Annotated in this window: 15 protein-coding genes; all 15 read right to left on the bottom strand. The window is 61.4% G+C overall.

Features of this window, described 5'->3' with window-relative positions; genetic code table 11:
• The 15 genes from OS035_RS24510 to OS035_RS24440 all read right to left on the bottom strand — a co-directional run bounded on the left by OS035_RS24510 (window position 1) and on the right by OS035_RS24440 (window position 14,692).
• Window positions 1-1,863: a hypothetical protein gene (locus OS035_RS24510; protein WP_331814174.1), complete on the bottom strand. Its 1,863-nt coding sequence runs from the start codon at window positions 1,861-1,863 to the stop codon at window positions 1-3.
• Window positions 1,863-2,408: a hypothetical protein gene (locus OS035_RS24505; RefSeq protein ID WP_331814173.1), complete on the bottom strand. Its 546-nt coding sequence runs from the start codon at window positions 2,406-2,408 to the stop codon at window positions 1,863-1,865. Before OS035_RS24505 ends, OS035_RS24510 begins: the two co-directional genes overlap by 1 nt.
• A gap of 9 nt (window positions 2,409-2,417) precedes the next feature.
• A complete protein-coding gene (locus OS035_RS24500) occupies window positions 2,418-4,826 on the bottom strand; it encodes a hypothetical protein (protein WP_331814172.1) in 2,409 nt (802 codons plus the stop codon).
• 3 nt (window positions 4,827-4,829) lie between these two features.
• A complete protein-coding gene (locus OS035_RS24495; RefSeq protein ID WP_331814171.1) occupies window positions 4,830-5,027 on the bottom strand; it encodes a hypothetical protein in 198 nt (65 codons plus the stop codon).
• 11 nt (window positions 5,028-5,038) lie between these two features.
• Window positions 5,039-5,590, bottom strand: a complete 552-nt coding sequence (locus OS035_RS24490; RefSeq protein ID WP_331814170.1) for a hypothetical protein — start codon at window positions 5,588-5,590, stop codon at window positions 5,039-5,041.
• Window positions 5,591-5,651: 61 nt separating this feature from the next.
• Window positions 5,652-6,443 (bottom strand): hypothetical protein, encoded by a 792-nt coding sequence (locus OS035_RS24485; RefSeq protein WP_331814169.1) that lies wholly within the window; start codon window positions 6,441-6,443, stop codon window positions 5,652-5,654.
• Window positions 6,444-6,460: 17 nt separating this feature from the next.
• Window positions 6,461-6,919 (bottom strand): hypothetical protein, encoded by a 459-nt coding sequence (locus OS035_RS24480; protein WP_331814168.1) that lies wholly within the window; start codon window positions 6,917-6,919, stop codon window positions 6,461-6,463.
• A gap of 10 nt (window positions 6,920-6,929) precedes the next feature.
• Entirely contained in the window at window positions 6,930-7,295 is a 366-nt protein-coding gene (locus OS035_RS24475) for a hypothetical protein (protein WP_331814167.1), read from the bottom strand.
• On the bottom strand, window positions 7,292-9,280 hold the full coding sequence (locus OS035_RS24470) for a peptidase G2 autoproteolytic cleavage domain-containing protein (protein WP_331814166.1): 1,989 nt from the start codon (window positions 9,278-9,280) through the stop codon (window positions 7,292-7,294). Before OS035_RS24470 ends, OS035_RS24475 begins: the two co-directional genes overlap by 4 nt.
• 6 nt (window positions 9,281-9,286) lie before the next feature.
• Window positions 9,287-9,622: a hypothetical protein gene (locus tag OS035_RS24465; RefSeq protein ID WP_331814165.1), complete on the bottom strand. Its 336-nt coding sequence runs from the start codon at window positions 9,620-9,622 to the stop codon at window positions 9,287-9,289.
• 76 nt (window positions 9,623-9,698) lie between these two features.
• A complete protein-coding gene (locus tag OS035_RS24460) occupies window positions 9,699-10,658 on the bottom strand; it encodes a major capsid protein (RefSeq protein WP_331814164.1) in 960 nt (319 codons plus the stop codon).
• A 76-nt stretch (window positions 10,659-10,734) separates the two neighbouring features.
• On the bottom strand, window positions 10,735-11,100 hold the full coding sequence (locus OS035_RS24455) for a head decoration protein (RefSeq protein WP_331814163.1): 366 nt from the start codon (window positions 11,098-11,100) through the stop codon (window positions 10,735-10,737).
• Window positions 11,101-11,128: 28 nt separating this feature from the next.
• Window positions 11,129-12,310 (bottom strand): hypothetical protein, encoded by a 1,182-nt coding sequence (locus tag OS035_RS24450; protein ID WP_331814162.1) that lies wholly within the window; start codon window positions 12,308-12,310, stop codon window positions 11,129-11,131.
• Window positions 12,311-12,419: 109 nt separating this feature from the next.
• Window positions 12,420-12,827, bottom strand: a complete 408-nt coding sequence (locus tag OS035_RS24445) for a hypothetical protein (protein WP_331814161.1) — start codon at window positions 12,825-12,827, stop codon at window positions 12,420-12,422.
• A gap of 284 nt (window positions 12,828-13,111) precedes the next feature.
• Window positions 13,112-14,692 (bottom strand): phage portal protein, encoded by a 1,581-nt coding sequence (locus OS035_RS24440; RefSeq protein ID WP_331814160.1) that lies wholly within the window; start codon window positions 14,690-14,692, stop codon window positions 13,112-13,114.
• Window position 14,693 lies beyond the last annotated feature (1 nt).

Raw genomic sequence — 14,693 nt, 5'->3', positions numbered from 1 at the left:
CTATACCTCGGGAGTGAGATTGATGCCGCGCGGCACGTAGATCGGCAGGGTTGTCGCACTCAACCGGCGAGTGATGACATCCTGTTCGGCTAGCGCGTCGAATGCGATACGGAGCTGGGTCGGGTTCTGGCCGATAGCGATAACTGGGTCCTGACCGCCGAGAGCTGCAGAGTTGCCAGCGGCTTCCTGAACTGTCCAATCGTTGGTGATCTCGTTGACGCGCGGCGACTTGGCGGGGAGAGATGACGCCTTTACAGGCTCTTTCACGCCAGGCTTCGTCCGCGTGTAGACGATCCCGGCCGTCTCCTCCTGTCCGTCTCCGACCACGGGTGCCGCCGCTCCATTGCCCACAGCACAGGCAATACTAATGGACACCGACCGGTTGCCGCCCTCAGCGATCTGCGCAGACCACGAAATCACTTTACCGGTCGCCTCGCCACCAGGGATCAGTCGATGCTCGACACGGCATGAATCCGCACAGGAAATGTGCTTTCCGCGACTCCATTCGACGTCGAAGGAAACCTCCACGCAGCGTGAACGCTTCAGAACGACGCGGTGGAGCCGCCGGAGACCGTGGCGGATCGACCGGATACCTCGCGGCAGGTCAATGAATTTCGGACTGTCGGGATCTTTTAGAGGCGCGCGTTTCGAGCGGATCGTCCAAAGGACGTCGTTGGTCACAGGGTCGCGAACGGTGAAGTCCTCTGTCGCATCGTGATCCTTGGCGCAGGTCCACGCCTTGTCCGAAGCCAACACCTCTTCACCAACGGAGTAGTGTTTCCGCTCCAAAGTGTCCGGGTCTTCGTGGACCCAATCTTGGGTGATGTTGTCGATGTTGAGCTGAGCGAGGTCCTTCGTCTCCACGGTCTCCTTGCTCTCGTCGTCGTAGAGTACATCCTGAACCCCGGCGAGAAGACTGAGATCGACAAACTCCTGCCGCTGCTGGCGGTAATCGAAAGCCGCGCGCCACGTGTACGACACCACCTTGGGTCTGCACTTTACGTGCCCGTTCGCCGCCCAGCCCCACCTGTCGCCGTTCAGCAAGAACGTCGACAGCACACCATCGGCGACGCCGTCGACGGACGCCTCAGAGAAAGTCCAGCCGGTCGATGATCCGATGCTGTCGCCAGGCTTGGGGAATGCATCTTTGAAGTCCTGCCAGGAGAACGTCGTCACGCTGGCTGGATACGATACGGTCTGCTTTCCCTTAGCCTCCTGCGTCCAGGATGCAACGAGGCGGATCTTGGTGACGGCTTTCGGCGGCAGCCCGATCTTGATGTTTGGGCCATCGCTTCCTCGTCTGGCGATACCATTTCGACCGATGTCATGCAGTACGGCTCCGTCGGTCAGGTGAGTCCTAGTGATCGCCAAGGTTCTCCGATCCCACCGCCAGACCTCCGGCCGGCCCGCGAGTGCCGACGCAGGATCGTCCGACGGATCGCGAGATTGAAAAAGTGGGTCGTATGCCTCGGCGGCATCGCGTTCCGCAGCAGGCGCATCCGGATCGTAGTCGACCTCACCGGTCCGAAGGGCATCTGCGGCGGCTTGCAGGACATCGTCGCTGGAAGGCGGCTTGCAGTGGAATTCCATTTCGACCTTGGCGCCTCCCAGCGTTGCCGGGATGGACAGCAGTTTCCCGCGGGCGATCTCGACATCGTCGTCGACTAGCGAGTAGTAACGCGATGAACCATCAACTACTCCAGCAATGCCGGGGTTGCGAATTGTGGCACGGAAGACCGGCGTGATGATGTCGCTGTCTTCGACCTCAGAGATGGTCGCGGAGAATACAGCCCATTGGTTGGCCCAAGGCTTCGGCGGCAGCGCCGCGTTCCAGCTTTCGAGAGGTAGGAGATACCGCGCCATCAGAGAGTCCCTCCAACTTCTTCGCATGTAAGCGACCACGACACGTCTGCCGCCTGCTCACGCAGCGTAGCTTCCCACGGTTCGGTCACGACGACCTCCAAGATCGGTTGGTAGTAGATCCTGACCGGGGCAGCAGCGGGCGACGACAGTGTCACGACGTCGCCGTTGAGCGTGAACGGGACATCCTCAAACCCCAGTGTCAAACAGCGCACCGAGGGGGCATACGGCGTCCGTTCTAGCGTGCGAGACTGGAAGCCAGTCGGGATGACGTCGCCGAGTGGTAGCGGCGGGACGATGCTGAACACCGTGTCCGGCCACATGCGCGACAGGGCTGGCATCCGGTATTCGCCTGCGCCAGAGGTGATCCGGTAGGAGTACAACCGGAATTCGGGCGACCCGAGGCCGACGATTTTGCCATTCCAAGTGCGCTCCTTCTGGGCGCTTTCGGAGATCGGACGCATGGTGAATGTAAGGTCGGTGCCGCTCTGCCAGCCGAGGGCGAGGTCCGGTGCGATGAGTTGAGTCAGAGTGCCGGGATAGTCCATAGGTCACCTTCACCTGCGATTGTAGGATTCGAGCGTGCTGGTAAGGCCGTCGGCAGTGCTTTCGTCCGTGAAGACTGGGAACTGCAGACTGCCGACGTTGAGGTCGACCTGCACGCGCTTCGCGATTGGCGGCTGCTGCCTGAAGGTCTCCGGTTGGTTTGCTCGGTACTGGGCTTCGGCGTCGGCACCAGAGTACATCGGCTTGCCCCAGACGAGCTGGTCTAGCTTCTGCTGGGTGGCCAGGGCTTGCTCGGCGCTGGTCTTTAGCCACGAGTAGTCGTTCCCACTCTTGTTGCCGTAGTACGCACGCATGGTCGCGTAGTCGCGCTCCTCGCGGCGGCCGAGCCTCATGTTGAGATACTGGTCGCCCTGGTCGCGCATCAGCTTGGCCTGCGCGTCGAGCACTTGGTTCTGCAGAGCCTCTGTGCCGGCGAACTTCTGGAACTGCTCGGCTGCCTTCTGGCCGAGCGCAAAGCCGCCAGCGATTGCTAGGCCCATTACGCCGGCCGCTCGAGCGATGCCGCCTAGCGCAGTCTGGACGCCGACAAGACCAGCCGTGAAACCTGCGACAGTTGTAGATGCTCCGCCGGCTGCCACGCCAACGCCGGCAAGACGCATGCCCGCCGTCACAACCCCGCCTCCGAGTGACAGGACCTTCGAGAGCGCACCCCACACAAGTCCTGCCGCGGCTGTCACACCTCCGAGGACGCCCGTGAAACGGGCGATGCCCAGGAAGAGCGCCATCGTCGTCGGGTCGATCCCGAACGGCTTGAGAACGACCGCCATGACTTCACGGATACCGGACAGGAACCCTTTGAACATGTCCCAAGCCTTGCCAAATTCCTCGGCAAAGGACTTCACTTGGTCCCGCAGCGTGTTCAGGAATGGGAAGTCCTTCGCGTCGCCGCCGGTGATGACCGACCAGGCATCGACGGCGAAAGCCTTCACTTGCAGGAGGTAATCGCGGATCTTGTTGACCCACGCGTAGTCGGAGTCCTGCCCCGACATCAGCTTAGCGACCTGAAGGCGGACATCGGACCACACGTCACGCAGGACGGCAGACTTTTTAATGACGGTATCGAGCCACTGGGTCTTGATGTTCGAGGTATCGCCGCGGAAAAGCGAGATCGCGTCTTCGGCGAAGTTCTTCAGCGAGATGAAGGCCGACTTCGCGTAGGTAGCGATAGCTTGCCTGGATTTGACCAGCCATTCGGTAACCTCGACGTTCGTGTCGGTGAGGCTAGGCAAAAGCTGCCGGGCGATCTCGAGCTTGACGCCGCTGATCGCGGTGCGCAGGTTTTCCGCGCTGGCCTGATATTTTTCGCCGAGGTCGACGTCGGTTTTCGATACGACGCCGCCGAGACGCTCCAGCTCTGCTCGATACTCTTCGATGCCCTTCCTGCCCTTGTTCATCAAGGTCAGCATTTTCGGGCCCGCGTCCTCGCCAAAAAGCAGCATGGACAGCCGCACCTTTTCGGCTGCATCCGGCACGCGCGACATTGCGTCCGAGAGGGCGACGAGTCCTTCCGTCCCGCCCCGCGACGCCTTCTCGATATCGAGTCCAAACGGTTTCAGGGCATAAAGCGCCTGGCCCTCTGGTCCGAAAGAATCGATGATCTGGTCTCGCTGCTGAACAAGCCCCTGCTGCGCGGACAGGTATGAAAGGCGATCCGCGATCTCGTCATCGGCATCGCGCTTGTAGTCGTCAGCTCGAATTTGGTGGTGGCCGCTGTAGTTCCTCGCGAGCGCACCTTCGATGTAGTCGATCGACGACTGCGCGGCCGCCGAGTAGGACTCGAAGTCCTGCTGGTACGCAGCCTGATTGCCTTCGCTTCGGAACGCCGGATTCCGCCGCATCAATTTCAGAGACTCGGCTACCTGCGTGTACCAACCCTGATATTCGCTGCGTGTCCGAGCGATCTCATTCCTGACGGTTTTGAAAGTTCCGGCGATGTGCGCGAGGTTGACCGAAATCTCGTCCTGATCGATACCCTCGCGCCTGCCGGCGAAAGCCAGCACGGATAGATCGCCCGGATTCTGGCCGAGACGGCGGGCGTCCTGGCCGATCTTCTGCAAAGCTTCGGCGGTTTCCTTGCTCGCCCTGACGGCCGCCGTACTGATAGCCGCAAACTTCAAAGCAAGGCCGCCGACACTGGCCGCTGCCGCTACGGCGCCGAGCTTGATGCCCTTGAAGGCGACTTGTCCACCAACCTTTGCAGTCTCCTTGGCGAGCTGCTTGACCTTGTCCTCGGCCGCCTTCACGCCTTTCGTGAACGGCTCGAAGGTCTTGGCTGTCTTCTCACGAACGGAGTCGAACGCGCGACGAACAGACTGACCGAACGCACGCAGCTTCCCGACGGCCTCCCGGATGCCGTCGAGTGTAAATCGCGTTTTGATTTCGGGCGTCGTGCCTGCCATCTGCTATTCCAATGCCTTCCAAGCTTCCTTGCTGCCGCTCATCGCGACGGCGACCGCCGCCGCCACTCTCTGCGTCTCCGCCTTCTGCCGCTGCTCGAGAATTTTCATCCGGAAGAGCAACTGGCCAGGCGTCATGTCCATGGCCGACCGTCCGGTGGCGAGCTCGAATTCAACGGCTAGCTTCATGAGCCGTGTGAACACGCCGTCGAGCCTCAGGCCGCCTTTCGTCCAGACCGGCTTGCGGCCTTCTTCTTCGACGCGGAGGCCTTCAGGGAGGGCAACTTCTTCGAAGTCGAATCCAAGATCCTCAACAGCAGCGCGGACAGCGGCCCCAGGCCCAGATCTCTCATCCGGCCCAGGACCTTCGTAAAAAGGTCGGTCACCGTGCCGTGCTCGCGATAGAGTGCCGCGACGCCCGCGAGGGCCAATTCGTATTGAAACGTGTCGCTCGCATCGAGGATGGCCGCCTCAACCTCGACGTTTCCTGCCCGACCGAGCGCGCATGCCGAGAATGCGGCCACGGCTTTCGGCGCACGTCCCATGAGGTAGACGATAGCGTCCTGATCGGGGTCTTCCTCGGACGATTGGATGCCGTCGATGATGACGAGGATGTCCTTGTGCCGGCCGATGAGGTCGCACAATTCGTTCAGCGTGGGCGCCTGCACCTTGGTCGGCTCGCCGTCGACGAAGACGTCGGTCTTCCGGCGTTTCACTTTTGACAGCAGGTCTTCTGGCGACAGGTATTGGATTTCATCTGGCAACATGCGGTTCTCCTCCTATGCATGTTTAAGTGGTTTCGAGGCGGCCGGAACCGCCCCAGATAAATCAGGCTTCGACGATCTTTCGGCGTCCTTCGAGCCGGCCGTAGCTGCCGGTGTTGTCCTGATAGACGTCTGCCTGAATGGTCCCCGTATTGAGGTTCGAGGCGTCGCCGATGGCGGACGCGCCGTTCGGGCGGAACTCGACGCTGGGGAGGTACATGCTGACCGGATCGCCGTTGCCGTCGGCGGTCATGCCGATGCACATGTACTCGCCCCGGATGCCGCCCACTGACATGATGTCCAGATCGAGGAGACCCTCGGTCTCTGTGATCGCCGGAGCGGAATAGGTGATGACAACGGTCTTGCTCGCAGGAGCCTTCTTGATCTCGCCGAACCTAGTTTCAGGAGAGAAGATGAAGTCCGTCTCGGCAACCAGTTCTTCTGCACCGACGGTATCTCCATCGGCAACCGATGCGATGGTTGCGTTCCGTACCGGCAGATCGAACACGAAGCCGTCTGTGACGTCGGTCAGTTCAAGAGTAGCCGCTACGACAGCTTCCTGCGTGAGGTACTTCTTCCGCGACAGGTAGGACACCTGGTACAGGAACTCGGTCCACATCTGGACGCCTGCGAGATTCAGCGTCGCTGTCGCACCCGTCGTGAACTTGCGGAGGAGCTTCTTCAGCCCGCTTTCGGCCGAGCTGGAATCTACCGTTTCTGGAGCAGGATTGAACTCGGCGCTGTCGGTCGGGCCGATCTTCAGCCAACGCTGCGAGCCTTCCGGCCGAAAGAGGGAGATAGCGCCCATGAGCCGCTGCTTGGCGACGAGAGGAACGATGGGAAGTGCGGTGGCCATGAAGGGTCTCCTGAGGATTACGGATGAAGGTTGCGGTCGGGCTCGGCGTCGAGCGTCTGGATCTGGCCCGAGTACAAAAGCGTCTGGGTGATGAGGATGCTGTCTTCCGTCGGCTGCGCGACGACGGCGGAAGTGGCTTCGTACTTCCAGTTCTGGACGGCACCGATCCCGAAAGCCGACGACACCATGGCCTTCTCGACGTCGACGCACACTGCATCGATCGCGTCCTCGGCATCGCCGATGTCGTCGAGGACGACCTGCAGATGCACGCGGTAGTCTCGCGTAACCGGGCGCGCGCCCTCGAAGCTGCCGGGGGCTGCCGAAGAAGTTTCCTCGACGGCGACCAGGACGGCCGGCAGGTTGTCTGACTGGAAGCCGCGCAGATGTCTTGTCATGTTGTGGACGCCCTTCAGCGACGCGACGGTCGAGAGCCGCGTCTTGACGGCATTCCTAAGCTGTGTGCGGACGTGCGGCATGCGGTGCGGGCTATCCTACGAGATCGATCTGCAGGAAAGCGTATCCGAGCGGTTTGCAAGATTCGATGTCGTACGATTGGCCGTTGATGACGAGCTTGTCGCGGCCGTCGTTCCTGAAGACGTCCTTCTGTTTCCAGCCGGCGCGCGCAGGTTCGATGGCAATCGCATCCGAGAAAAGGACGGATGCCTGCGGTTTCCCGGTGGCCATCTTGATGCCGTCGATGTCGGTGTCGACGCCTTCGAGAACGAAGGTCACCTTGATGGGATCGGTGGCAATCGTGCCGTTGTCGCCGGCGCGGACCCACGTCGCGAACTGCTGCTCGGAGAACGCGCGGTGCATGATGCGGAGGGCGGGGCCGAAGACGCGGGCGGTCATCGTACCAGCCACTCCTCGACCGCGTCGCTCACGTCGGCGAGCTTGATCCACCGGGAACCGGTCGGCTGTCCTTTGTAAAGACGGAGACGGCCGGTCAGACCGACGGGCGACCATTCCACTCGATCTTCGCGGGGCTTGTACGTGACCTCGGGATCGAATGCGGGATTCAGAATGGGGGCGCCGTCTGCGTCTTTCTGAACACGACCGAAGTCGTCGGTCAGGTATTTTCCTTGCCAGCTATTCCAAGCCGCGTTCCCGACAACCGAAGGGAGCGCAGAAATAACACCGAACGCATCTTCGCCCTCGGCCGCGAGGCGGATCTTTTCGCCGACGAGGACAACGCTCCGGCCAACGCGATCTTCCGCACCGGGATTACCATCCGACCATTCGAAATATTCGCAATAGTCCGCGCCATTCGCGTTCCAGGCGCCGTCGCAGAAGCCGTAGCCGTCGCCGCGTAGACTGAATTCGATGTCCGGACTCGTAGCTGTCGCGGACCGTGCGACAAAGAATGCAAATCCGCTGCTCGCGGTACGCGCGACGTCGGCCTGGTAAGCGAAGCCGGAATAGCTAGCATGCGTGCTGGATGTGTAGAACGACCCGACGCCCTGGTCTGCGACTAGAGCAGAGAAGCGCGCCGCCGCGTCGCTGCCGCCGATCGACAATCCGGCTTGGTTAAAGCGATAGTCCTGGTTTCCGCCTGAGGATACATACTCGATGCCGAACAGGCCATTCGACCGGCCGAATAGGCGGATGAACTGAGCGACGGAGGGGTTCTTAATCGAAACGACGGTATTGGTAGCGGACTGCCCGCCGAGGTTTTCCGACGTGAACGTTGTCGTACCGTTCGTCTCGAAACGGGCAACACGGATCGGCCCCGGCGCGACGGTGATCGGGAAGTGCAAGCCGACGCCGGTGGCGACGGACGCGAGCCGGTATTCCCCGGCCTTTTTCGAGATCAAACAGAAGCGCTGCTCATAGGACCCGTTCTTGTGCTGCAAGGCAAAGCTCGCCGTGTCCTCACCAACAATGTCTGCTGGTTCGCCGGAAGGACACAATGCCAAGCGGTTCGCACGGTTGGCGACGTTTGGATAGGACGCGATCGATCCCTCGTCGGCGTCCCTGATGAATCCTTCCTGGCGATAGCGAACACCTTTAAGCCCGCCAATGCAGATGCCACCACCGTCAGGAACATAGTTTCCGTTGCCATCGTCGGAGAGCTTGCCGGCGAAAACATAGTTGGCCGTGATGTTGTTGTTGGCATCGTATTTGACCGCTGCAGCGACGGCAGTCTCCACGGACTTCAGGCGGCCGCTCTGGCCATCGGCGCCGATGATGCCGTCGATGCGAGACGTCTGGGCGCCTAGATCCGCGCCGGCGGCCTTACCGGCGACCGTCGTTTCGACGTTCGACACCCGCTGCCTAATGGCGGTGTCGTCGTACGCGACAGCGTCTCCGGGAGGGCCCTTGAGATCGGCAAGCAGGACGAGATCCGTCCATACCCCGTCAGGCACCTCCATCCACTGGATAGCGGTCGCTGTCTTCCGAAGGGCGATGGACTTTCCATCCTCACCAGCCGGAGCCGAGAATTCGACCCAGTTGACCTCGTCATCTTTCGGCTCGACAGCAGCGGCGAATTCACCGTCCGCCTGCGCGATGAACATGCTTGTCGTCGTCGTCGAACCGGCTGCGAAGACGTAGTCGCTGGGCTTGTAGATGGTGCCGAGCGCGAATGCACCTCGGTTCGTCAGGCCCGTGCCCGCAGCGCCGGGCTCACCCTTCAAAGATTCAACCCACGAAGCCTTGTCGCCAACGAATCCTTCGTCGACGGCGATCTGATACGCGGAGTCGCCCTCCAGAGATGCAAGCCATTCTGCCTCCGTGCCCACGAATCCCTGCTGCTGCGCGATCGCATACGCAGAAAAGCCGCGAGGACCTGGAGTGCCGGAGCCGAAACCCGTGCTGGTGATATTGGGAACCATCATGGCGAGTTAGTTCTCTTGAATACGGACGACGGATTCCGTCTCATCGGCAAGCGCCCTGAAGCGCAGCCTGCGGATGCCACCCGGAACATTGAGGGGATGCTGGCCGGGCTGGAGGAGCCAGTCGTGCTCCTCGTCGAAAGCGTCGTCGAGCCGGCAGACGAGAACGCCCGCCGAGGCGGAGTCGACGTTCAGCACGATAAGGGTGGTATCGTCCCGCAACTCGTGGACGGCGTCATCGGTCGTCGATGTCACGGACACCTTCGTGACACGGCTGGAGTCCAGCAGCATGGCTTCGAAGGCATCGCCCAGTGCCGATACGGCGGTCGGAATCGTGTGTGCCATGGGGGCGGTCTCTCAATGGAAATGGGAGGTGCCCGGCCGGAAGGAGGAGGACGCCCGGCCGGGCTGTACCTCTTCGTTAGCCGAAGAGGATACGGACGATGGCGCGCGGCTTCTCGCAGTACGCGAGGAAGTTCGTCTCGGCGATCAGGTCGACGCCCTTGCCGAACGGCATCAGCTCGCTGCCCATGTAGTACGGCAGGCCGATTGTGTTCGCGGCTTCCAGAGTGTCGGCAGGAGAGTAGTTGACCTTTAGGAGGCCACCGGCGTTCGGGATCAGGAATCCTTCGTCGTTGGGGATCGTCGTCAGGCCGTTACCGAGATCGGTGATGTCGACCGACTTCACTTCCACGTTGTCGGCGATCATGAAGCCCGCGCGGTTGTCGGCGCGGAGGAATGCTCCGTCCTGCCAACGATCGTAAGCTTCCTTGAGGCTCGGATGCGAGACGAACTTGTCGAAGACGGCGGCCGGCAGCGCGAGAGTGAACTTCGACCAGGTGTAGCCGCCGAGCTCCTTCTCGGCTGCGCGCTTCAGCTTGATTACCTCGTCGCGGAGGTTGAGGGTCGCGTCGCTCAGATCGATCGAGAATTCGTTGCGGGCAACGCCAAATTCGTCGTGCCAGTCGAAGAGGATCGAACCGTCAGCGTCGTAAAGAACGCCCTGTACGGCACCCCACTTGCCCGCATCGATGGTCGTGTTCAGGAGGTCCACGAGGTCGGAACGCTTCTCGGCGAGCTTCGCATCGACGCTTTCCATCGTGTTTTCGCTGCCAAATGCGCGCACTCCCTGCACTTCAGAAGCCATAATGGCGTCAAATTCCGGGTAGTGCGGGACATCGAATTTGCGCATGCGGCGCTTCTTGGATGACTGGCCGCGACCGATGAAGCCACGGGGCTGCGACTTCACGATGCCGATCTTTCCGTCCTTCTCTTCGACGGCGACGGTGGTGGTGGTGATGCCACTTTCCGCGAAGGTGGCAAATCCTTCGATGGTCGTTGCCCGCGGAGGCAGAATATTGATGGCGGCAGTCAGGCTCATGAAAGAGAAGACGTCGCTCTTGAAGACGTTTGCGAGATTCATTTTGAACTCCTGTTCACTTTTGTTCGGGCGACGATCAGCGGGTTTCGCGGACGATGACGTGTGCCTTCGCCAGCAGCGGAGCCACTTCCGCGACGGTGAGCCCGGCGCCGGTGACGAGTTCGCTGGACTTGACGGAGGCTTCGCGGACGACAGCGGCCGCTTTGAATGGAGCGGAGCCGGAGACGTTGCGGCAGACGATGCCGTATTTGGCGTTGCCGTCTACGTCGGCGTCGACGAGCGCCTGCGTGGCGAGCTGGTAGTTGCCGCCGTCCGAGATCACGACGGATCCAGAGGCATAGGTGCCGGCTGCAAGCGTGACGATGTCACGGCTACGGCCTGATCTTTCGTCGCCGTGGAGGAAGGCTTCGTCGGCAGCGCCCTGAGTGAGTACGTAAGGCATAGGTGTATCTCCTTGTCGCGCCGACCGATCAGCGCTTATTGTTCCGGGCCGCGAAGATCGCGGCGGTGTCGATGGTGGCGGGGGCAGCCGAGCGCTGAGCCGGCTTGACTACGGCGGCGGACGCATTGGGAAGAAGGCCATCCTCCTCGATTTTCGTGCGGAGCGACTTCTTGATCTTCGAAGCGCGGAAACCGAGCGCAGCCATGTTGTCTACGAGCTTGGTCAGGCCATATGCGCGAGCGCTGGTGCGGACGGCGTCGATGTCCTTCTTGTCTTCGGCAGACATCTCATCTTCGTCATCACCGTCGGCGCGGGTGCCACCCTCATCGTCAGGCTTCGTGTCGGCGTCCGGGCCGGTGTCGTCCTCGGCAGCGCGGAAGCGACTGCGAAGAGCGGCCGCGCGCTCCATGATTTCATCGCCGGCATCGTCGCCAGCGGCTGAAACAGCCTCGTCGAGTGCATCGACAGCAGCTTCGGCAGCAGCGACGGCGTCTTCTGCCTGGGCGATTACGTCGTCGAGCGCCGGGGCATGGGGCGTCGTGCCTTCGTCGGCGCGCTTGCGGCCGAGGCCGCGCTTCAGGTTCTTCATGTTTCTCTCCTGGGATTTCGGCAGCGCGTGAAAAGTGACCTTGGGAGCGGCTGGCGCGCCCGCGCTGCGAATGAAGCTGTTGGGGTCGGCACCGACGGCTACGAGGCTGGCCTCTGTCAGCAGCCATCGCTTTGCGACGGCGAGCGGCACCGTGTCCGGCCGTTCGGTAATCTCGTATTCGAGGACGCAGTATCCGGCCGAGCATTGGCCGTAGAATCCCTCAGCGATGTCGGGAAGCAGGTCGGCGCGCTTCGACGTCAGGAATGCGCGGCCGACGACGCTCTGACCTTCGGCGCGGACGTGCTCGATCTTGCCGGCGATCTTGTCGATGCTTGAATAGCAATCGTGGCTGTCCAGCAGCGGCATGCGCGGCGTGCGGGAGTAGTCGAGTCCTTCCGTCAGGAGGACTTCGTCGACCTCAATATACGAGCAGTCCTGCGTCTCGACGTCGACGATCCGCGGGTCGGGGATCCATGTGCGAACCGGCGTTTCGGTCGTGATGACGATGTCGAAGGAGCGGGTGTCCGGGTCAACCGACGTGGGCGATCCGGCGAAAGCACGCACGGAGAACGGGCGCTCATGGCGCTTCTCGGTCGTCGACTTTCTGGGGGCTGCAGGCATTCTCGCTCGTCTCGAATGGGTTATCGAGACGAGGGTCACCTAGGGTTCTGCAAGATTCGATAGCGATGTCGCAGAAAAAAAGAAAGGCCCCGGTTAAGGGGCCAATGCACTAGGCAGCGCGCCTTTCCTCGAAGACGCCGCCTTTGATCAGATATCTCCAATCATCTCCCCGAAGAAAGTCAGCAGCCGATGCGAAGGAGACATACCCTGGCGCGTAGAGCTTGGAGAAGGTCACTGTACGAAAGGCAGTGACATCGTCGGTATCGAGCGTGTACCGGAATTCACGGTAATACATGTCCCACAGCGCATCGTAGGTCTGCCCCAGCCGCACGATGCAGTCATTCTCGACAAAGAGAAGACCAAGGACCAGGCCTTCGCGGTCGAGCATGCGCTCGTCGTCTGGCAGCCGATCGATAAGATCAGCGAGGTGACAAGAGCTGGCGAGGATGTCTGAAATGGTCTGCTTCGACAAAAACATGACGCTGATCTTGCCGGATTCTTGGACTTGCTTGGGCATGCGACGGATTCCTTCTCGTCGGGGTGAAAGCGAACCGCCGACACACGTCGACGGCAATCAATCCCAAATGAAGTCCCGGTTACTCACATCTAGTTTCGCCCAGCGCCGCCGGCTCGTTGTCCGGCAGTCGTCTTGTGTCGGGACCTATGACGCCACCGAGCGACGGCGTCAACGGCGCCCGATCAAGAATTTTGAGGTTGCTCGAATCCTTGGTCTGGTGCCGGCGGGCCGGCATCATCACCTACGACGGAAGACCCGGCGCCTGACGGAAGAAATCCCCGCCCTCATCGGACGGTAACGGATTCGTCCGTGGCGGCATCGTCCTGCTCCGGATCGTCGTCGGCGTCGGATTCGGCCATGGATTGCTTCAGGACCTGCTCGAATTCGAGCGCCGGGTAGACATCGTACTGGAGCCCCTTGGCACGAGTACGATCCTGGTCTTCCTTATTTTCTTCGTCGATGACCTCGGCATCTTCACCATATGAGTTGGAAACACGCTTCCTCGACGTGATGCCCGCCCTGATGGCTTGGATGTAAGCTGCGACTTCTTGAACCGGGTTGATGTAGCCGCGCGCGGGTACGATCCACTCGACTTCCATGTAGTCCTCGACGGTCTTGCCCTCGGCGGGCGCCCAGAGGTCATTCAAAAAGGCCTCGCTGACGAAGCGCTCCCAGATCGGATCGAGGCCCTGCGGGCGAAGCATATGGTTCTGCAGGACACCGAAATAGCGCTCGTTCTCAAGCATGAGGGCGCGATACTGCCTGTCGTTGATGTCGCGAAAATCGAGGTCGATGTGCTCCGGTGCGAGACCGAAGGAGACGGCCAGTTCTGCCGTGGCACCGCGCTTGAAGTCCTTGTAGTTAGGATCGGTCGGCGGCAGTTCGGCGAACTTGACGTCGTGTCCATCCGGCAACACTGTCCACGTGCCGGGATCCATGCCCGCGAACTCGATGCCGTCGTTATCGACGCCGTCGGCCGACAGGACGGGAGCTTCCTCGCCCTGTGGCTTCGTGATGAAACCGCCCCAGACCGCCTGACCTTTGCGGGTCTCGACGTACGCGTCGTCGACCGTCTTCGCCGATTGAGCCTTGCGCAGTGCGGCGGCGCCGTGTGGAACACCACGAGTGTCCGACAAGCGGTCAGGCATATAGATGTGCAGGACGTCGGCGGCGGGCACGCGCTTTGGCAGGTTGCCGTTATTCGAACGGCCAGTGTCTTTCGGATGGTAATCACGCAGCCAGTATGCGACGACGCGCTCGATCTGGTCGCGCTCAACGCCTGCCGTGATGAGATTGCCGTCTGCTGTCAGCTCGTTCTTTTCTAGTGGGAGGTAGTCGGACTCGATAAGTTGAAGCTGGAAATTAATCCCCGACTTCATGTCCCCAGGACGCCGCTGCCTGATCCGGACGAGAGCCTCACCGTCGCGGGCGACCGCGGCGACGATGGCCCACTGGGCGCCGTAGAAATCTAGTCGGCCGCGAGAGTCGCACTCCTTCACCCACTTCTTCCAGAGCTGCGCGAGGATCGGATCCTTAATGCGGGGCATGATGCCGTAGGACACGATGTTGTTCGCGACCTGGCGAACGGCCTGACGGAAGAAGGAATTGTTGGCGTAAGACCAGCGGGAATCCTTTCGGATGACCTCGATCTCGCCGTTGTAGTTGTTCGGCCCGGTGTCCGGGGCGTCGTCAATCCTGCTATGTCGGGAGGCGGCCTCGAAATAGGTCTTGCGCGAGGCGAAGGCGAGGTCGTCGAAATGGCTGGAGCGGACCGAGACGGCGCGCTTCGGGGAGCGGAATGGTGCCGCCGGCGGAGCGGAGATGCGCTTCTTGGATGCGGTGCTGCGGTTCGGGGTCTTGCGCATG

Origin of the sequence: Rhizobium sp. 268, assembly GCF_036571585.1 — a bacterium.
Classification (GTDB): Bacteria; Pseudomonadota; Alphaproteobacteria; order Rhizobiales; family Rhizobiaceae; genus Rhizobium; species Rhizobium redzepovicii.
The sequence above is the reverse complement of the archived record's forward strand: the minus strand, read 5'-3'. Positions and strand labels throughout refer to the sequence as shown.